The sequence below is a fragment of the Enterococcus sp. AZ067 genome (genome assembly GCF_051715005.1).
Lineage (GTDB): Bacteria > Bacillota > Bacilli > Lactobacillales > Enterococcaceae > Enterococcus_D > Enterococcus_D casseliflavus.
Map to the genome: position 1 here is coordinate 72,469 of NZ_JBIOSY010000002.1, position 20,836 is coordinate 93,304.

The following is a 20,836-nucleotide window of genomic DNA, read 5'->3' on the forward strand; positions in this document are numbered from 1 at the left end:
AGATCTGCAACGCTGCTAGAGACTAATAGACTGGGAGACGGAACGGGTTACCTCTTACAGTTCATTGTCAGGTGTTTGCCCCAATTCCCAAGTCAAGGTAGAGGTATACGTTACCGCATCTTTGGCGGTCGAACCTGGTACGAATAGTTGAATCGCCTCATTCTCCACAACAGCTGCGCCGTCTGCTACTTGTTTTGCGATCGCATCATGATCTCCCCAAACAGCAGTAGAAGTACCGGCACCTTTGTTATTAGCAGCAGTCATAATCGGCACGGCATCACTGTTTGGGATCAATTCTAACCCGCTTGCATGAATGGTCGGTGCTTGCTCATTATTATCGATACTGTAACGCAGGGTCGGATCAAATAACGTGATTTTTGCGCCTTTTAATACATTATTTAATGTATTCGTAGGTGCTTGGAATTCCGTTAGACTTACACGTAACGCCCACCCTTCATTGGTACCGCGAGTATCTTGGACTTGTGCCAAACTTACATAAGGAACTTTATTTTCTTCCCCTGACGTCCCTGTTTTTTGTTGTCTTTCAGCGACCATGTTATAATGCTCATCTGTGGTTGAGATAATTTGTGAACCGAAGTTCATCGTTGGCACAGTTGCGATCGTTAAAGGTCCTTTGTTTTCTCCATCCGGACCAGTGATTGGCGGAATGGTTACATCTTCCCCATCATCTCCAGGATCAACGACGGTATCGTCATTGCTTGGTGTAAAGGTAATTTGCCCCTCTGTCGTCGCTTGACGTACTTCTTGTGATTCTGTTTCTTCAGCGAAGGCTTGTACGCCTCCGGCAAAGATCGTTGTTGATAATGCCGCTACAGTGGCTAAACGGATAAATTTCATCATTCATTTCCTGCTTTCATTCCAATTATTTTTTGTGTTGCTTTTCTTCTTTGGTACTCTACTACCACTAAGGTACCGGCCACTAAGAAACTGCCGACCCAAATAGCAATGGACCCTTCGGTCATATTCGTTTGTGGTAACGAGCCGCCTGGTTTTTGTGGACTGGTGCTTGGGGGTGGATCGGGTGTGCCGATCGGTTTGTACGCCCCGGTAAATCCAATAGATCCCTCTGACTCGACGGATTGGACCTGTGTACCATCGACGGACAATGGAAATTGAAGTGCAAGAAGCACTGCCAGCATCCCAATCAAACATCCAACCGTTTTATGCATCTTCCCTCCTCCTTTAAATAGTCGTCTCAAAAATCTTCGTTTTTGGGTTTACAGAAAAAAAGACATTTGAACAAGTCAAATGTCAAAATAACTGTTGGTAAATTAGGGTTTCTTAGTTTTGAGAAACATAAGTAATGATCAATCTAAAAAACGAAGGTTTTTAATACATGAGAAAAAACAAACAAGGTTCAATGAAGCACCTTTCTTGTATCTCCTAGATTAATGGATTCTCTATTAAATGAATAATCGAAATTTTCACTTCGACATGCAAATTTAGAAAAATGGACATAAAAAAAGGATCAAAAACTTTTAAGTTTCTGACCACATACAATATTTGTCCTAATACTCATAAATCTAAATGTTAATTGAACAATGATTTAGTTATGAGTTTATGAACACAAAAACAGAGCAATACTTATTAATTATTGTATTTAAAAAGAGCGTCCAGAAAATCGTCATTTTCTGAACACTCTCTTTAACAATTTCATCATACACATTCTATTTCTTGAAATCCAACTTGCTCAACATATCTGGCCGCCAAGAACAGTTTATATATTCCGATAGGCAAATAAACCACCTGGGTATACCCTGTTGGCCCTAAAACTCAAAATATTATAGAAAAGAACAAAATTTATGACCTAAAAAAATTTTTTTCAAACATATGGCATTGGATTTTTTTTATTTTGCATAAATAAATTCTGAAACTATTTGGGAAAAATCTATTGGAAATTGGAATAGAGATCCATGGCCTGCATCAGGATAGATTTTTAATGTCGATTTTGGAATTCTTTTAGCTAGATCGTATGAATTTACTGTAGGCACCATACGATCATGATCACCATTCACAATCAATGTCTGTTGATTGATTGTGGACAAATCTGCTGATTTTTCTTTTCCCCAGCGATTGATTGCGGTTAGCTGATTCTGGTAGCTAGAAAAACGAATGTTTTTATCTTTAACTTGCGAACGAGTATTGATTCGTTCTAAAAACTCTGCAGCTTTTATTCTTCCATTCTCTGTTTCAGTAAAGAACAAGTACGTTTTTATATCTTTTCTAGTTAAAATAGATCGCAAAAAATCCTTGTTAGTTACTTTAGTAACCTCAGAAATCCCTTCCCCTCCTCGAGGGCCGGTTCCGACCAAGATTAACTTTCTTACAAGAAGCTGTTCTTTTGCAACTAACTCTTGAGCTATCATCCCCCCCATGGATAGTCCAAGTAGATCAACTTGTTCAATATTTAGACCATGTATAAACTCTATTGCACCATCAGCCATTTCTTTGATTGTTTCGGGAACTTTTCCATCAGAAAGACCTACACCTACGTTGTCAAACACAATTACCCAATGATTTTCTGCCAAAGTATTTATTAATAGTGGATCCCAGTTATCTAAAGTTGCAGACAGATGGGTTAATAAAACTAGAGGAATTCCTTCCTTTTCCCCCATTTCTCGATAAGCAAATTTATTTTTCTTTCCTTTTAAAAATAAATTAGGTGCAGTTAAATAGTCTGTTTGTATTGTCATCTTCTCTCCCCTTCCCTTAATCGAATTTAATAACCACTTTTCCTTGTAACCGCCCGTTTTTTACCAGTGAAATTGCCTCATTCACCTGTTCTAATGTGAAGATATTAGGATCGATGGCTGGTATAATATTTTCTTTTTCTACAATTTTTGTTATCTTGTGTAATTGTTCTCCATTTGATTTTACAAAAATAAATCGATAATCTACATTATGTTTTTTAGCTTGACTATCCAGTTTTCTACCAGCTAATCCAAACAGCCACTGTTTCCATTTAGGTAAATGTTGTTCAATCGCAAATTGCTTATTAGGTCCAGCTATAAGGCTAAGTAACTTCCCTCCTGGCTTTATAATGGTCAATTCTTTTTCGATTTCAGCTCCGCCTAATGTATCTACTACATAATCAACCTTATCCAATACTTCCCAATAATTTTCTTTCTTGTAATCTAAGTATTGATCTGCTCCAGCTTTCAATATACGATTTTTAGAAGCAGAATTTCCTGACACTATCACATTTAAACCGAGGTACTTGGCAATGGGCACTGCCATTTGCCCAAAGCTCCCAGAACCTCCTGGAATGAATACTGATTGCCCTGATTCTACTTTTAGAATATCTGTAAATGCTTGATAAGCTGTCAAACCTGTCAAAGGAATGGCCGCCGCAGAGGTATAATCTAAGTTTTTAGGTATAAACCATACCGCATCTTGATTTACTGCTACAAATTCAGCAAAAGCGCCAATTTTTTCAATTGGTAATCTAGTATAAACAGAATCTCCCTTTTTAAAATTCTTTACGTTACTACCTACTTCTGTTATTACACCGGATAACTCATTACCTAAAGTGAATGGCTTTTGGTAATCTTGTATCAGTTTTACACTGCCTGTTATATTTAATAGCTCTAATGGATTTACCGCCGCTACTTTAACTTTAATAAGTATTTCATTTTCTTGTATCATAGGCTTTGGTACTTCGTTAACTAAAACATTTATATCTTTAGAGTACTTCTTTATCTGTGCTGCTTTCATAACAATCTCACTCCTTATTAAATAAGCCATCAACAACTCTGTATTGATGGCCCAAAATTCATTTATGGATTAACTGTGGGATAATCGGTATATCCAAGTTCTCCTTGATTTACGTAAAACGTGTCAGGAACAGGCGGATTAAGAGGTGCGCCATTTCTTAATCTATCTACTAGGTCTGGATTAGCCAGTGACCAAACACCTACAGAAACAAGATCTGTTAAATTGTTGTCTAAGTCAACGGTAAGATTTTCTATTGGTCTTCCGGCACGATTGACCATCAATCGTGTATGCCACAAATTCCTAATATCTTCCAATAAAGATTCATTACCTACATGCATCAAGTGTAGGTATGCCAGGTCATATTCAGTTAATTCAGCCACTAAATATCGATACAGATCCTCGCCATATTCTCCTTCATCAACGTTCCCTAAGTGATTCATTGGAGATAACCGAATGCCTACTTTTGAAGCGCCAATTTCTTCCACTACTGCTCGTGTTACCTCTAAAGCAAATCTAGCACGATTCTCAATAGATCCGCCAAAATTATCCTTACGAATATTTGAATTTTCACCTAAAAACTGATGAATCAAATACCCATTTGCGCCATGGATCTCAACACCGTCTGCACCAGCTTTAATTGCTAGTGCTGCAGCGCTTCGATATTGATCGACAATGGTAGGAATATCTTCTGTTTTTATTTCAGTAGGCACTGGAATTTCTTTCATACCACCTAAAGTAAACATTTTTTCCCCAGGAGCAATTGCGGATGGGGCAATCGCTTGTTTATGAGTACTTAGATTATCTGGATGAGACATTCTACCTACGTGCATTAATTGAATAAATATTTTCCCACCTTTTTCGTGTACATGATCAATGACCTTCTTCCAAGCCATTGCCTGCTCATCTGTATAAATGCCAGGAGTGTTCAAATATCCCTGCCCTAGTTCTGACGGTTGAACTCCTTCAGTGATAATTAATCCCATGGAGGCCCGCTGACCATAATATTTTGCCGCAAACTCTCCTGGCAAACCATCAGCAGTTGCTCTACTTCGCGTCATAGGTGCCATTACTAATCGATTTTTTAAGGTGATATCACCTAATGTAATTTCTTCAAATAATTTGTCCATTTCACTATCTCCCTTTTATAATCCCTGTAAAACAGGATAAATTCCATCATTTAGAACGAAATCATAGTTTTCATTTACAATTCCTACAGTGTTATTGCTTTCGTAAAGCTCAATTAAAAACTGTGCCATTTCTTTTGCCGTGTGATATTTTTTAACTCCAGTACTGTAATCAAAATTCTCAACATTGTTGGCTTTATCAATAAACTCGGTTTCAGTAATAGCTGGAGCCAATACTTTGGCTTTTAAAGCACGACCAGATAATTCCTTTGCTAGTCCTTCTGTGTAGGCACTAACATAATACTTTGTTGCAGAATAAACTATATTCCCAACGGCAAGCATGTAACCCATAGCAGAAGAAACGTTAATCAATTGTGCTTGCTCTTTATCCGCATAATCTTGTGCATAAAGCGTAGATAAGATGGTTACTGCATCAATATTTACTCGAAGCATATTTTCAATCTTTTGAAGATCCTCGTCTATTATTAACCCCGCATCACCTAATCCAGCATTATTTATCCACGTTTCAATGTCATAATGCTTTAAATCTTTGTATAAATCATAAACTTGATCACGATCTGATAAGTCGGAACTCTTCAGAACAACTTCAAGTGACTGATTAATTGATCGGATTTGTTTTTTTAATTCCTCTAGCTTATCCAATCTTCGAGCCACTAATATCAAGTTTTTTCCTTTTGTTGCAAACGCTAATGCTGTTTCATACCCAATTCCAGAACTTGCTCCTGTAATAACTGTAAACTTCATGATGTTATCTCCTTTAATTTATATTTTTTAAAGTTTGGTCAATGATCATATTCAATTTTTCATTGTCGTTGGTTGTTTTTGATAAGACACGTATACCGATTAAAGCATTATGAAGAAAACAGGACAAAGCTTCTATATCAGTTGATGCTGCTATTTCGTTTTTTTCCTGTGCCGTAAGCAATATATTAAAAATTAGGTGCTCTTCACGATTAAAATAATCTTGTATTTCTTTTTCAACAACTTGGTCTATGTTAGAAAGTTCTGCAGCCGTATTCACAATCAAACATCCTGCACGATGATTTTTATCGCTAACGATTACCGAAAAAACTGTTTTTAATTTCTCATGCACACTCATACTTTCAAGAATACTCATTTGAATATTTCGACTTATCAACTCCTCATACAGTTTGAGTGAAAGTATAAATAAGTTATGCTTATCGCCGAATGTGTCATATATGCTTCTTCTGTGAATTCCCATAGCATCAACAAGGTTTTGCATTGATGTGTGCTCGTATCCATTTTCCCAAAAGACATCCATTGCTTTCTCTAAAACAATTTGTGTATCAAATTCCTTTTGTCTAGCCACAAAGTATCTCCTTTCGTCATATTCTATTTAATAGAACAATCATTCTAATAAATGCTAAAATTTTTTGCATTTTAATTACTAACCATGCTTACTAAGAACTTTAAACAATTATTTAGAATGACCATTCTAAAATAATCGATTTAATATTGATTGTAAAGTAAATAGCTCAAATTACACTTTATAAACTATTATTTAACGGAACATAATTAATTGAGCCATTACACAATCGATAGAATATAGACTAAATAAGGGTCAAAAACTTTTAAGTTTCTGACACCATCAAAGAGGTATTATACTCATTAATCTAAATTTTAAATGACCGTTGCTTTTTTGCGCGTTTATGAACACTAAAATAGAGTGTTCCGTATCACTTTATGATGAACGAATTTCAAAAAGCCCAATCAGAAGCTGCTTAGCTTTTGATTGGACTTTGCCTTTTTGATATTAGTTGTTCAATGAAAAGGGATCACATCACATTGAATATCATCGAATGTTTTGTTTCCATACTTAGATCATACCCGCATAGTTCTTTGAAATAGGTCTGATAATCTGTTTCCACTATTCGCAAGATATCTTCACTTGAAAAATCTTCAAAGGTGATCAATTCATCCACTAAACTAATCTTCGCATCGATCCCTAAAATCTTTGGCCAAACTTCCCAGAAATTCCGACTAGAAATTTGGTTGACTAAGGTATTCAAATGGCAAATCTGATTGGTCAAATAGTCGTTCAGGACGGTGCTTTCTCGTTTCTCGATTGCTTCAAAGGTGCGTTGAAACCCCTGAAGATAGTCTTGTTTGGTCGTAAACACGGTCATAATGTGTTCTCCTCCTTTTTGTTTAAAATGAAAGCTGATCCGTCAATGGATTCAATTGGTGTTTGACCATTGTCCAATCTTTGGTTGTCGGCTGACTATTGATCAGCACATAGTCTGTTTCTAGGCTATCGTCCGAAAGATAGGGGCGATAGTTCGTCACGATCAGATCAATCTTTTCGTTATTTAATTGTTCCGGTAGAAATTCCTGTAACTTTACAAACAGTAAGTGGTGGTGGTCCCCTAGCTGTTCACGGGCCTCTATGCGAATCGATTGAACCACTAAGTAGTCACCCTCCAATAAAAACAAAATTTGTTTGACGGGTTGATAATAACGAAAGACCATATCCATGTATAAGGTAAAGCTCGCCGCCACGTCTTCAAAGGTACTGGAAGAAATCGGAAGGGCCTTTGAATGGGTTGACAAGAAGTGAGTATTGATTTTATGGATCTGACTGTGTTTTTTTTCTACCATGTCATGTACTTCTTTTAACTCTTTATTCAATAGTGGACTCAAGGCTTCATTCACCAAACGTGACACAAAAAATGATGTCATAAAGTGCCCGAGTATGTCTGTATCCCATTGCTCAAAAAATGGATCTGACAAATACGCTGAAACGACCTCCTCAAGCCCTGCCCAACAGTTGAACCGTTGGCCAAATTTGATTTCCTGATCGGAGCGATCGATCGTTCGCTTGGCAATGATCGAAAGGTGGAGCCATGCAAATTCTTCCTTCGGAAGATAAATATCAAAGTCTTGATTGATCCTATCCTGCAAGGAATAAAGCAATTGAAAGTCCTTTTCTTGATAATCGATCGCCTTCAACCACTTTGGCACCGTGACAAAATGATTGTGTTGGACGCGGATCATGGTGATATACAAGTGATAATAAAAGGCTGAAACCGTCGTCCCTGTGCCCAACTCATACTCACCTAATTGATTGGATAGTTCGTCTAAGACTAATTTGTGCAGGTGCTCTGGTGGCCGAATCGTATGGGGCGTCTGTTCGCTATTGTAATAAAAATCAAAAAAGAACTTTCGGATATCGGCTTCTTTCCCCTTGAAATTGACCGGAGTGAAGGTCAAGCTCAAGCGATATGAGGCCAAGATTGGTTCGATTCTCGCTAGAAATCGACGGAGCGTACTTTCTGCATAACTGTAGTGATGGGCCAATTCAGCCAATGCCACCGGCTGTCCCCAAAAAATAGTGCCGACGATCTCAAAAAGAACTTCATTCTCTAAGAGTGCTTCTTTTTTTTCTTGGTACTTGACGCGGTCTCGTTCATCAAAACGAAACCCCTTGTACAAGGAAAGCAATTCAATGGTTTCACCAAAATAGCTTCTAATTGCTTGAATATCTTTAACCAATGTGCGTTGAGAAATCATTAAGCGTTCGCTAAGTGCCACGATCGTAAAATGATGTTCTCGCTCAATAATCGATAAGATTCGCATCCAGCGACGGGTCTCCGCATTCGTGATAAATGAGAGCTGTAATTCTCGCATAGCATTCCCTCCCTTCTTCCCCTCAGTCTTCTTTTTTCCAACGACATGTTTTGCTCATCATACCTTATCGGTTCATTAAATACGAAAAGAACGTCTTTTTTCAATTCTATCTACAATAAAAAGAAAAGAGTGGACACACTTCTCTTCTTCTACCTAGTTATCCGGTACAGCACTCAACTCCCATGTGAGGGTCGTTTGATAGGTCGTTGCTCTAGGATCCGCCGATGGCGGCACTTCAAGGGCAACACTTTCTCCTGCACTTTCTCCATCACCAAAACGATAGACCCAAGTCCCTGCGCCTTGGCCGTTGCTTGCGGTCACAAGAGGTATCTTTTGTTCTGGGAGCAAGACAACGCCGTCTTGGTTTTGGAGCGTCGGTTCCCCATTTTCTTGAACAGAAGCAAATTGTTGGTTATTCAGCAACAGACGTGCACCTCTAAGTTGATTGCCTTGACGATCCGTAAACTGGCTATTTTGGGTGACTGCTAGTGTCCAGCCATTTCGTTCGTTTTCCGAACGTCGATCACTGATCTGAACATAGTTCGGTCGTTCTTCATCCTCATTTACTGTTCCATCTTCATTCAGTAAACGTTGGGGTTTGGCATAATAGGTTTGGTCATGAACCGAAATGGCTTGTGAACCAAAGTTAAAAGACGAAACAAAATCAATACTTAGTTGTCCTTGATCCTCTGGTAATTCTGGTTTTTTTTCTGGATCAACTTCTATTTCTGGATCCAACGGATCGACCGGTGAGACAGGCCCTAGATCTCCAACAATTAATGTCGTAGCCGGTTCAAACGTGACATCGTGAAAGATTAATTCAGTGGATGGGTTGATATTTCCGCGAGTATTATTTGTTTCTGGAGGATTAACAACTCCTGCAGCTACAGCTGATCCTTCTGCATCTCGTAGAAAGACTTGTATTTCATCATCGATTTCTAAAGAAACTTCACTTAAGTCTAATGAAAACCTACCATCCGCATCTACCGAGACAGATTCAGTATTGAGTGGTTCCCCATTGTGTGTGGCGGTTACTTCAGCATCTAGATTATCCGTCACCCCTTGGATCGCAGCACTATCTTGCGCAATGATTGACGAAGAAAATTGTGCCGGTGTTGGTGGTATGATTGGAAAGACCTCAACCGTATCTGTTAAAATCTGATGTTCAAATCCATCCGTAAGTTCGCCACTGGTTAGTTCAACTTTACTGATTCGAACTTTTGATCCAGCTTCTAACGGTTCATCCAAATCGATTTCAAAGAGTCCGCCACGCGGCTCTTCGCCATAGATGCTGATTCCTGGCGATTCATTTGTATCACCAACTGTTTTAGTCGTATATTCTTGTGTCGTTTCTCCCGAAGGGGATTCTACTTCTACGGTAACAAGTGCTTCATCATCCCAAGCAGGACGACTATCATCTAGCCCTACTGGAAGACTCACTCGCCCATGAATTTTCTTATCGGCGTTGGTTGGAACTCTAAGTTCATCTGCGATTGCCCATCGACCATTATTTGAGCTAATACGAGTATAGGATAGTAGGCCTGTAGTGCCAAGAGTATCAGTATTTAGTTGATCTGGATCACTGCTGCTAACTAACGTATCATAGTTGATTCCACGAAATGAATAATCCAGTTTTCTAAAGTTTAAAAAAGGATCACCCAATAAATCAGAATTATTCTCCCATAGGGCTAAATCACTATTAATTCCAGTAAAAGTAGAATTAGCATTAGAAACACCAAATACTTGACCGCCACCTGTACGATAATTCGTAAAATCTATAAATAGCGGGTTATCAAATGTGACATGAACTAGTCTACCTACAAACACACCAGAATTATTACCTGCGGTATTACCAGTAGCCACAAAGTAACCTTGATTTTTTACAGTAACACTCCCATCAAATACGGTACCAGCGGTTGACATAGTCACCGCAGCGCCATATTTTGCTTGAATATCTATTCGAGAACCTGGATCTCTCACAATAAAATCATTGTTAGAGATAAGGGTCGTATTATATTCATAGTCATAGTTCCGAAAGCCAACACCAGCATTAGCATTAGAGGTTGTGCTATCATCTGGAGTACCGCTGCCTTCATTCACTATGTTTAAACTGCCTCCGTTTTCAACAAGTAACTCATTGTCCCCACCTACAATATTTAAAGCTCCTCGAATACGTTCTCCATCTCTTTTATCTATAGACAACCCTGAATGGTTTATAGTGAGCTGCCCTTTAGTGGATCCTCTCCTTTCAAAAGTTAGTACACCAAAGATACTTCTTTGATCACTAATAGTAGTGACGTTTGTTGCAACAGTATTAGTGATATCTATCTCTGAGTTATTATCAATAATAACTTCTTGACCTGCAAAGTACATTCCTTGGTCCGAATTTATTTTTGAATTATTGGTTATGCTTGTTTTCATTAAATTCCCTGTAAAGCCTATTGATACAGAAGTTCCGCTTAATAAATCTATCTGGCTATTGCTAATTAAATTAGTCCCATTGTTGCCTAAAGTTCTCAAACCTGTATCATTTAGGGTTTTTATATCAATTTTACTATCAAGAATACGTAAATCAGAATTGATTCCATTTAGGTATAATCCTCGACGAGATCCAGATATTATTTCAATATTTAATTCAGCGTCATTAAATATTGCTTTTGGATCAGTGCCTCGTAGATGAATGGCGTTATTTATCGTATCTGTCGCAGCAGATGTTCCACTGGTTGTTGTAACGGAAACCTTAGATTCACCGGTAACCGAAAGTTCTGGGCGAGCATTGTTATTCCCAATTTGTATATTTTCAAACGTTCCAGTCCCTGCACCTGTAATTGCTAGTTCACTCTGATTACTCAATGAAAGTAAAGCATCTGTTCCTTGTAAGATCATTCCTTGGGAAGGACCGGTATCTGTCATCAATAACTGACTATTATCCATGAGTACTTGTGGCGTTGCCCCCTGCAAATAAATCCCTCGTCCGGATGTCGCTTTCATGTCTAATTGACTATTCTTTAAATTTAAAACGGAATTGGAACCAATCAGGTTCATTCTTTGGCCAGTTGTTGATTGAATCGCTAGTTCCGATTCATTCGCTTCAAGTACCGCGTAACGTCCCGATAGAGTCATTGAAACTCCTGTCGTTGAAACAACTCTTGCACTCGATTTGTTTAGTGTCATTTTCGGAGAAGTTCCTGTAAGATTTAGTGTCTGTCCAGAAACTGTTGTTACATCAATTTTACTATCAAGAATACGTAAATCAGAATTGATTCCATTTAGGTATAATCCTCGACGAGATCCAGATATTATTTCAATATTTAATTCAGCGTCATTAAATATTGCTTTTGGATCAGTGCCTCGTAGATGAATGGCGTTATTTATCGTATCTGTCGCAGCAGATGTTCCACTGGTTGTTGTAACGGAAAGCTTAGATTCTCCGGTAACCGAAAGTTCTGGGCGAGCATTGTTATTCCCAATTTGTATGTTTTCTAACGCTCCAGTTCCTGCACCTGTAATTTCCAATTCACTCTGATTGCTCAAAGAAAGTAACGCATCTGTTCCTTGTAAGATCATTCCTTGGGAAGGACCGGTATCTGTCATCAATAACTGACTATTATCCATGAGTACTTGTGGCGTTGCCCCCTGCAAATAAATCCCTCGTCCGGATGTCGCTTTCATGTCTAATTGACTATTCTTTAAATTTAAAACGGGATTGGAACCAATCAGGTTCATTCTTTGGCCAGTTGTTGATTGAATCGCTAGTTCCGATTCATTCGCTTCAAGTACCGCGTAACGTCCCGATAGAGTCATTGAAACTCCTGTCGTTGAAACAACTCTTGCACTCGATTTGTTTAGTGTCATTTTCGGAGAAGTTCCTGTAAGATTTAGTGTCTGTCCAGAAACTGTTGTTACATCAAATTGACTATCGGTCACAAGCAACTCTGGATTATCGCCATTCAAGTACACCCCTCTTCGTGCATTAGAGGTTATTGAAACTAGCAGTTCTGATCCTCCGGTGACTGTTGTTTTTGGATCAGCGCCTCGTAAATGGATGGCATTATTTTCCGTATCTGTCGCAGCGCCTGTTCCACTGGTTGTTGTGACAGAAAGCTTAGATTCTCCGGTGACTGAAAGTTCCGGGCGTCCATTGTTATTCCCAATTTGTATGTTTTCTAACGCTCCAGTTCCTGCACCTGTAATTTCCAATTCACTCTGATTGCTCAAAGAAAGTAACGCATCTGTTCCTTGTAAGATCATTCCTTGGGAAGGACCGGTATCTGTCATCAATAACTGACTATTATCCATGAGCACTTGTGGCGTTGCCCCCCTGCAAATAAATCCCTCGTCCGGTTGTCGCTTTCATGTCTAATTGACTATTCTTTAAATTCAAGACTGGATTTGAACCAATCAAGTTCATTCTTTGACCAGTTGTTGATTGAATCGCTAGTTCCGATTCATTCGCTTCAAGTACCGCGTCACTTCCCGATAGAGTCATTGAAACTCCTGTCGTTGAAACAACTCTTGCACTCGATTTGTTTAGTGTCATTTTCGGAGAAGTTCCTGTAAGATTTAGTGTCTGTCCAGAAGCTGTTACATCAAATAGGCTATCAATCACGGATAAATTTGCATTATCGCCAGTTATATTTATAGCTGATTGTGTCGCAGAAGTAACGGATATCTCAGAATTGTTGACTAAAAGCTGCGCATTTTTTCCAGCCAGATGAATTCCTCTCTTGGCTAATGTGCTTCTGACTGTTAATTGAAAACTTGAATTTATCGTTATTTTAGGTGCAGTTCCTGTTAATGAGATCGTATTATTCGTTGTATCTGTAGGTACCGCTGTTGTCCCAACAGTAGCTACATCCAATTCTCCACTTTGCAAAAAAACTTCCGAGTTTTCTCCTCTTAGATCAATCGTATTCGCCACTCCTGCGGTAGTTGTGATCGTAATTGCTGCTCCCTGTTCTACCGTAAGCTTTGGATTTGATACGGTGGCAGAAGAAAAGAAGACCGTCGCATTCCCTCGACTAATCGTGACTTCTGCTTGGTTGGTTGCTAAGACTTCTTTTGCTACGATGAACGTTTGTGCAGAAGTTGTACGTGTAAAGTTTGATACGCCACCTGTAAAGTGAATACTTCCTTCAGGAAGAGAGGCTAATCGCATGTTATTCGCATTCACTTCAGTTATATCTTCCAATTCAACGGTCCAATTTTTACTACTTTCTACCGTTGCGTTGATTAATGGTGTAGCACCAACTTTTGTCAATGTCGCATTTTCAAGTCGAATGGTGCTTGCTTGTGTTACTTCTTCTAGTTGAAAGTAAAACCCATTGATACCAAAAGTCAATGTATACCCATTGCCTTGGATAAGTAACGGACGATCCACAGTTAGTACGTTTGCGGTAGCCTCTGTCAAATTGGCTTGAACAGAAATGATCCCAATATCAGGATTGCCAACTGCTTCTCTGAATTGGGCCATCGTTGTAACTTCTGCTGTTTCTCCATCAAAGACGGTCGGTTCGACCACGTGTGACGCCTCATCGGTCTCTTCCTCATCTTTTTGTTGCTCCTGCGGAGCTTCTGATACAGGTTCACGTACTTCTTCTGCCGGTTGTTCATTTTCTTGTTCTTCTTCTATTCCATTTTCTTCTTTTAATTCCTCTTGTCCAACTGGATCATTCTCGGACAATTCCATTTCTTCGACCGGGACTTCCTCATCAGTCTCTTCTTTCTCACTAATTTCTAAATGAGCCGTCGTTTCTTCCACCGACAATTCATAGTTTCCAGCTTTTTCAACTACTAGAGGAAGGACAAATGTATTTTGCGCACGCTTTGACTGAACGATCCATTCGTTAGACTGCGCTCCTTCCTCAACTGAGATTCCTGTTGATAATTGATCTTTCAAGAGCGTTGCTTCTTCTGGTAAGAATACTCGTACTTCAGACACTTCGTGATCAGAAAAGAATGTCACTTGAAGGGGTTCTTCTGCCGTTCCTTGCATTCGAGAACGAGTAAAGAAAAAACGCGGTTCACTGATCTCTTCTTCCTCCAGATAGTTTTTCATTAGTGGTAGTTCCACTAATTCTTGTTCCTCAGTGTCCATCGTTGTCTCTGCGTAGACCATGCCGACAGGCATGCATACAGCTTGCATGAACAAGATGGTCGTCCCTAACACAAGCATCGGTCGTCTCAATCTCGTGGTCATTTCATTCACTCCTTCTTACTGTTCTTGCTCGTTTACTCTTGCTTTCTTCTTTTGAATCAGTAGATACAAAATGACGACAAGTAAAAGAATAACCAAGACGATTGAACCAATCATCCACCAATTCGCATGATTGTCGATCATCACATCTTCTCGGTTCAATTTACGGGCATCATCGGCATCGATTGTAAATTCTCGTGTCCAAGACCATTCGTTTTCTCCCGACTTTGCCGTTAGGTCTAATACATAGTTCCCGCTGCGAAAACGATCGCCTTCTAACGAAATCGGAAAGTTGAAGTTCGAATTCGGCGCCATCTGCATCATTTCTTTACTGGCCTCATAAAGTACGTCGTTTTCTCCGGCACGTTTGACCGTCGCTTCCACTTCCAAGCGATTCACAAAGGCTGGCGTAAAGTTTTGTAAAGTCGCACTGATCACATTGCGGTAGTTCAACTGATCCGCAAAAACATCCAACAGTTCCAATTCTGGCTCTACAGAATCGCTGGTATTGCTGACGACTACCCCGATCACGTGGGCAAATTCATTTTTGATGGCGACCCCTTCCCCTTCTGGCGTCTCACTTTCTTCCGCTTCTTTTATTTCGGCGATTCGTAATCCGCCGGCTAAATACCCTTCAAAGGCATCTTTAGGCATCTGTAAAGGAATTTCTATGGTCTTTGTTTCTTTTCCTGATAAGGTAATGACCTCCGAAGGGGTCATCAGTTCATCCAAAGAATGGATCAAGGTCGGGTCTGCTACATTGGCATCTTTGCCATACTCGACATTCCCTAAAGTATTGGTGTAAGCAGTATGCGGCGTTACCTGAACAGTGATTGGTTCTGAACTGGAATTGCCGACTTTCAGCTTCAAGGTCTCTTTTTGACCAGGCGCAAGTAACAGCTCGTAATACCCTTTGCTTTCATCTACTTGGCTTTCTGGAAAAAGTGGGGTCACGTGTGTATTTAAGGCAGTTTCTTCTGCTTTGACTGAAACTGGTAAGAAGAAGAAAAATGCCGCAAGGAGCCAAAGCCCGTTTTGCATGGCATGTTTATATCTCATTTGTCGTAATCCTTTCTAAAAAAGCAGCGCTACAGAGATCTGCAACGCTGCTAGAGACTAATAGACTGGTAGACGGAACGGGTTACCTCTTACAGTTCATTGTCAGGTGTTTGCCCCAATTCCCAAGTCAAGGTAGAGGTATACGTTACCGCATCTTTGGCGGTCGAACCTGGTACGAATAGTTGAATCGCCTCATTCTCCACAACAGCTGCGCCGTCTGCTACTTGTTTTGCGATCGCATCATGATCTCCCCAAACAGCAGTAGAAGTACCGGCACCTTTGTTATTAGCAGCCGTCATAATCGGCACGGCATCACTGTTTGGGATCAATTCTAACCCGCTTGCATGAATGGTCGGTGCTTGCTCATTATTATCGATACTGTAACGCAGGGTCGGATCAAATAACGTGATTTTTGCGCCTTTTAATACATTATTTAGTGTATTCGTAGGTGCTTGGAATTCCGTTAGACTTACACGTAACGCCCACCCTTCATTGGTACCGCGAGTATCTTGGACTTGTGCCAAACTTACATAAGGAACTTTATTTTCTTCCCCTGACGTCCCTGTTTTTTGTTGTCTTTCAGCGACCATGTTATAATGCTCATCTGTGGTTGAGATAATTTGTGAACCGAAGTTCATGGTTGGCACAGTTGCGATCGTTAGAGGTCCTTTGTTTTCTCCATCAGGACCAGTGATTGGTGGAATGGTTACATCTTCCCCATCATCTCCAGGATCAACGACGGTATCGTCATTGCTTGGTGTAAAGGTAATTTGCCCCTCTGTCGTCGCTTGACGTACTTCTTGTGATTCTGTTTCTTCAGCGAAGGCTTGTACGCCTCCGGCAAAGATCGTTGTTGATAATGCCGCTACAGTGGCTAAACGGATAAATTTCATCATTCATTTCCTGCTTTCATTCCAATTATTTTTTGTGTTGCTTTTCTTCTTTGGTACTCTACTACCACTAAGGTACCGGCCACTAAGAAACTGCCGACCCAAATAGCAAATGACCCTTCGGTCATATTCGTTTGTGGTAACGAGCCGCCTGGTTTTTGTGGACTGGTGCTTGGGGGTGGATCGGGTGTGCCGATCGGTTTGTACGCCCCGGTAAATCCAATAGATCCCTCTGACTCGACGGATTGGACCTGTGTACCATCGACGGACAATGGAAATTGAAGTGCAAGAAGCACTGCCAGCATCCCAATCAAACATCCAACCGTTTTATGCATCTTCCCTCCTCCTTTAAATAGTCGTCTCAAAAATCTTCGTTTTTTAGATTGATCATTACTTATGTTTCTCAAAACTAAGAAACCCTAATTTACCAACAGTTATTTTGACATTTGACTTGTTCAAATGTCTTTTTTTCTGTAAACCCAAAAACGAAGGTTTTTAATACATGAGAAAAAACAAACAAGGTTCAATGAAGCACCTTTCTTGTATCTCCTAGATTAATGGATTCTCTATTAAATGAATAATCGAAATTTTCACTTCGACATGCAAATTTAGAAAAATGGACATAAAAAAAGGATCAAAAACTTTTAAGTTTCTGACACCATTCAAGATATGTAATTATCATCATAAACTTAATTTTTAATTGAACAGTGGATAATTTATGAGTTTGTGGATACAAAAATAGAATAATACATATCAATTATAGTATCTAAAAAGAGTGTTCAGTAATTAGTCATTTTCTGAACACTCTTTTTAACAATTGCATCATACACATTCTTTTTTTTGAATTCTAATTTGCTCAACATATCTGGCTGCAAAGAACGGTTTATATATTCCAATCGGCAAATAGACCAACAGGGTAAACTCTACTGTCCTACTAAGAATTTGTAATATGCCGGAATTAAATTTAAATCAGATTAAAACACTGACTGACTTAAACAATTTAATTACGCGTCGACACACTTATTAGGTACTATCAAAATTTGGCTGCAAGTAATTAGTAAATAAAAAACCTCTTGAACATGTAAGAGGTTTTTACTAGTTATTCATTTTATACTATTCATGTTTCACTCATTAAAAAAATCTAGAAACTACCATAATACGGAAATGAAATAATAAGATAGGACAATCAATATGAACAGCAGTAACATTAAACTTACATACAACCAATTTTTTTGGAATAGTTGGGTTCTTTATCTATCCTTTTTCCTGCAACCCATTTCCATAGATCAAAGTTATTCATATTCTCAGATTCTAGTTGAATAATGTCCGATATACCGAGCTCCGCCCACATAACTTACACGTTCTAAATGACCAATGTACATATGAGTTGAGTATACAGCTGGAGGATATTGTCCAGGAGGAAATAATATACTGAACTTAAAACCTGAACACGAGATTGGATACCAACTTGTTCCTCAAATCCTATCGTTATTGATACTAGGAAATCATATATACCTCATTTTACTTGCTTCATTACTTGCGTTCATTATATAAAAGAGGGACAAAAAATTTTAAGTTTCTGACACCATAAAGGGTTTGTCCAAACACTCATAAAACTATTTTTAAGATAAATAATCTTTTGATGACAAGTTTACGGAAACAAAAAGAGCATCCAGCAATTAGTCATTTTCAGAATAGACTTAGTTTTTACATCACATCAATATAACTTTATGACACATTAAAGATCATAGAAGGTTTGGGTTTCATTTTCAGGTCATACCCACATAACTCCTTAAAATAATTCTTATAATCATTCTCAACTATTCGAATGATATCCTTATTGGAAAAGTTCTCAAATGATGCCAACTCGATCAATAAAGTTAGCTTAGCATCAATACCTAATATTTCAGGGAAAACATCCCAAAATGAATCTTTAGAAACACCATCAATTAATTGATTTAATCTTTCGAACTGCTCCTCCATATAACGGCTCAACGCATTTCGTTCTTTTTCTTTTTTTTTAAGCGACTGTTGAAAATATTCCATGTATTCTTCTTTTTTTATTAATTTCGTCATTGTTTTCTTCCTCATCCACTTTATTTGAAGATTAGGTACACACTACGGAAAGGAACCATTTCTAGTATATTTTAATTAATGCATTTTTCATTTTTTCTGATGCTTAAAATCATTTTATACTATGGTTACACCAAGTGAGAAAACATCTTCGCTAACGGTTCTTGATCTAAGTAACGCATAGTTTCTAGCATGCGCTCTGCAATTTTTCTTCCTTTTTCTTCCTCTCCTCGCTTCATGAGTAACAGTCCTTCAAAGAATTTATAAACTGTTCTGTGGAAAAATTCTCTATAATCGGTTGATAACAGATCTAATTGTGCAAGTAAAACTTCTGTATACTGATATTGTTCTTTCTTAAAGGTGTACTCTAATAAATTTATTAACAAAGTACAATAAATTTCTCGACCATTATCAAGCAGAACATAATATTCTAATAAATTAGAAACTCTTTTGAAAAAAATAAAGATGAGTTCATCTTCTAAAAAGTCCAGTGTATTAGCAAAAAGTAAGATTTCATGTAGCGTCCAACTTTCAACATCTACCAGATAAGAAGCAATAACCTGACGATCACATTCCAGAACTACTCCAGCATGATAAGTTCCAAACTTTTTAAAATGCGTTAAAATTCTTATACGTGATCTTACTTCTGCAATTCTAATATTGTTCAATTTTCCTGTTTTTTTTTTCAAATCTTCTAACAAGAGATTTAGACCAGAAATATCTTGTTTATTTGCCAATCTTTGATAAATATGATTGTAATTATTTTTTTCGTTCAATTGATAATCATTTGCAATAAATAAGAATTCATCAATATCCATTGAAAGCTTATCTAAGATTTGAATAAGTATATTGGAAGCTATTTGATGTTTTCCTTTTTCAAATTCAATAGCATAGGACTTAGATATGATATCTCCATAAACTTCTTTTTGACTAAATCCTTTCTTTAAACGAATTTTTCTGATCGTCTCACCGTACATAAATAGTACCCCCTCTTTTACATAACCTTCAATAAACCATCTTCTGAATAGAATCAGTTGATTTTCAGTTTTAATTTCTATTTAAATTATATATCCAATTTAAATTCATGATCTTTAAATTAATTTAGTGAAAAATTTCTATCGTCTTTAATTTCGTAATTTTGCCTCTTTCGTTTTGAATACAAAGAACCCCACTATAGATACAAATATAATACCAATAAAACTTAAAATAGTTGAAATACTGCTATTTTCTCCTGTTTTAGGAAAACTATTAGCATTGATATTTACTTTATCTTCTAGAACTTTAGTTTCTCCTTTTTTAACAGAACTAGCCGTTTTCGTCACAGATGTTGCTTCCTTATTGGCTCCTTGACCAATAACCTCTGATGTGTTTTTTGCTGTCTTAATAGAGAGGTTCGTTTCTTCTGGTTTTGGTTCTGTTTCTTTCGTTCCTTCTAGTTCTTGTGTAGGAGTTGGAATTACGGGAGTTGTTTCTTCCGGTTTTGGCTCTGTTTCTTTCGTTCCTTCTAGTTCTTGTGTAGGAGTTGGAATTACGGGAGTTGTTTCTTCCGGTTTTGGCTCTGTTTCTTTCGTTTCCTCTGGTTCTTGTGTAGGGATTGGAGTTACGGGAGTTGTTTCTTCCGGTTTTGGCTCTGTTTCTTTCGTTCCTTCTGGTTCTTGTGTAGGGGTTGGAGTTACGGGAGTTGCTTTTTCTGGTTTTGGTTCTGTTTCTTTCGTTCCTTCTGGTTCTTGTGTAGGGGTTGGAGTTACGGGAGTTGTTTTTTCTGGTTTTGGTTCTGTTTCTTTCGTTCCCTCTGGTTCTTGTGTAGGGATTGGAGTTACGGGAGTTGTTTCTTCTGGTTTTGGTTCTGTTTCTTTCGTTCCCTCTGGTTCTTCTTCGAAAAGAAGAATGCCCTTTTCACCAGTAAGGCTATTAAACCATGTGCCACCATCATTTGACCACATGGTTCCATCATCATCAATTGCATGGTATTCATCTTTTACTGTGACGTGATACCCGTTTATTGTATCTGCCGAAACAGGTACTACACCCCCTATACTGCTAATTGCAACTGCTGTTAATCCAATAAAAAGTTTTTTCATTTTGTTTTC

The 20,836-nt window shown here is 38.4% G+C and carries 17 protein-coding genes; all 17 read right to left on the minus strand.

Features of this window, described 5'->3' with window-relative positions; all coding sequences use genetic code 11:
- Window positions 1-54 precede the first annotated feature (54 nt).
- A complete protein-coding gene (locus tag IGI82_RS18320) occupies window positions 55-858 on the minus strand; it encodes a WxL domain-containing protein (protein ID WP_429976821.1) in 804 nt (267 codons plus the stop codon).
- The gene (locus IGI82_RS18325; RefSeq protein ID WP_438842663.1) at window positions 858-1,190 is read right to left on the minus strand and encodes an LPXTG cell wall anchor domain-containing protein; all 333 of its coding nucleotides are present in this window, start codon (window positions 1,188-1,190) and stop codon (window positions 858-860) included. Before IGI82_RS18325 ends, IGI82_RS18320 begins: the two co-directional genes overlap by 1 nt.
- A gap of 678 nt (window positions 1,191-1,868) precedes the next feature.
- Window positions 1,869-2,714, minus strand: a complete 846-nt coding sequence (locus IGI82_RS18330; RefSeq protein ID WP_438842664.1) for an alpha/beta fold hydrolase — start codon at window positions 2,712-2,714, stop codon at window positions 1,869-1,871.
- 16 nt (window positions 2,715-2,730) lie between these two features.
- Window positions 2,731-3,735: an NADP-dependent oxidoreductase gene (locus IGI82_RS18335; protein WP_438842665.1), complete on the minus strand. Its 1,005-nt coding sequence runs from the start codon at window positions 3,733-3,735 to the stop codon at window positions 2,731-2,733.
- Window positions 3,736-3,797: 62 nt separating this feature from the next.
- Complete coding sequence (locus tag IGI82_RS18340) at window positions 3,798-4,862, minus strand: alkene reductase (protein WP_438842666.1); 1,065 nt, start codon at window positions 4,860-4,862, stop codon at window positions 3,798-3,800.
- A gap of 15 nt (window positions 4,863-4,877) precedes the next feature.
- Window positions 4,878-5,624, minus strand: coding sequence for an SDR family NAD(P)-dependent oxidoreductase (locus IGI82_RS18345; RefSeq protein WP_438842667.1), 747 nt, complete (start codon window positions 5,622-5,624; stop codon window positions 4,878-4,880).
- A gap of 13 nt (window positions 5,625-5,637) precedes the next feature.
- The gene (locus tag IGI82_RS18350; RefSeq protein ID WP_438842668.1) at window positions 5,638-6,210 is read right to left on the minus strand and encodes a TetR/AcrR family transcriptional regulator; all 573 of its coding nucleotides are present in this window, start codon (window positions 6,208-6,210) and stop codon (window positions 5,638-5,640) included.
- A gap of 466 nt (window positions 6,211-6,676) precedes the next feature.
- Window positions 6,677-7,027 (minus strand): DUF7006 family protein, encoded by a 351-nt coding sequence (locus tag IGI82_RS18355; protein WP_438842669.1) that lies wholly within the window; start codon window positions 7,025-7,027, stop codon window positions 6,677-6,679.
- A gap of 22 nt (window positions 7,028-7,049) precedes the next feature.
- On the minus strand, window positions 7,050-8,528 hold the full coding sequence (locus IGI82_RS18360) for a helix-turn-helix domain-containing protein (RefSeq protein WP_438842670.1): 1,479 nt from the start codon (window positions 8,526-8,528) through the stop codon (window positions 7,050-7,052).
- A 153-nt stretch (window positions 8,529-8,681) separates the two neighbouring features.
- Window positions 8,682-12,827 (minus strand): WxL domain-containing protein, encoded by a 4,146-nt coding sequence (locus tag IGI82_RS18365; RefSeq protein ID WP_438842696.1) that lies wholly within the window; start codon window positions 12,825-12,827, stop codon window positions 8,682-8,684.
- The gene (locus IGI82_RS18370; RefSeq protein WP_438842671.1) at window positions 12,820-14,727 is read right to left on the minus strand and encodes a pectate lyase-like adhesive domain-containing protein; all 1,908 of its coding nucleotides are present in this window, start codon (window positions 14,725-14,727) and stop codon (window positions 12,820-12,822) included. The genes IGI82_RS18365 and IGI82_RS18370 overlap by 8 nt, the downstream gene beginning before the upstream one ends.
- A gap of 15 nt (window positions 14,728-14,742) precedes the next feature.
- Window positions 14,743-15,783, minus strand: coding sequence for a DUF916 and DUF3324 domain-containing protein (locus tag IGI82_RS18375; protein ID WP_438842672.1), 1,041 nt, complete (start codon window positions 15,781-15,783; stop codon window positions 14,743-14,745).
- Between the two features lie 89 nt (window positions 15,784-15,872).
- The gene (locus tag IGI82_RS18380) at window positions 15,873-16,676 is read right to left on the minus strand and encodes a WxL domain-containing protein (protein ID WP_429976821.1); all 804 of its coding nucleotides are present in this window, start codon (window positions 16,674-16,676) and stop codon (window positions 15,873-15,875) included.
- On the minus strand, window positions 16,676-17,008 hold the full coding sequence (locus IGI82_RS18385) for an LPXTG cell wall anchor domain-containing protein (RefSeq protein ID WP_429976870.1): 333 nt from the start codon (window positions 17,006-17,008) through the stop codon (window positions 16,676-16,678). The genes IGI82_RS18380 and IGI82_RS18385 overlap by 1 nt, the downstream gene beginning before the upstream one ends.
- A gap of 1,393 nt (window positions 17,009-18,401) precedes the next feature.
- Window positions 18,402-18,749 (minus strand): DUF7006 family protein, encoded by a 348-nt coding sequence (locus IGI82_RS18390; protein WP_438842673.1) that lies wholly within the window; start codon window positions 18,747-18,749, stop codon window positions 18,402-18,404.
- A 125-nt stretch (window positions 18,750-18,874) separates the two neighbouring features.
- Window positions 18,875-19,723 (minus strand): helix-turn-helix domain-containing protein, encoded by an 849-nt coding sequence (locus tag IGI82_RS18395; protein ID WP_438842674.1) that lies wholly within the window; start codon window positions 19,721-19,723, stop codon window positions 18,875-18,877.
- Window positions 19,724-19,870: 147 nt separating this feature from the next.
- Window positions 19,871-20,827: an LPXTG cell wall anchor domain-containing protein gene (locus IGI82_RS18400; RefSeq protein ID WP_438842675.1), complete on the minus strand. Its 957-nt coding sequence runs from the start codon at window positions 20,825-20,827 to the stop codon at window positions 19,871-19,873.
- Window positions 20,828-20,836: the final 9 nt, after the last annotated feature.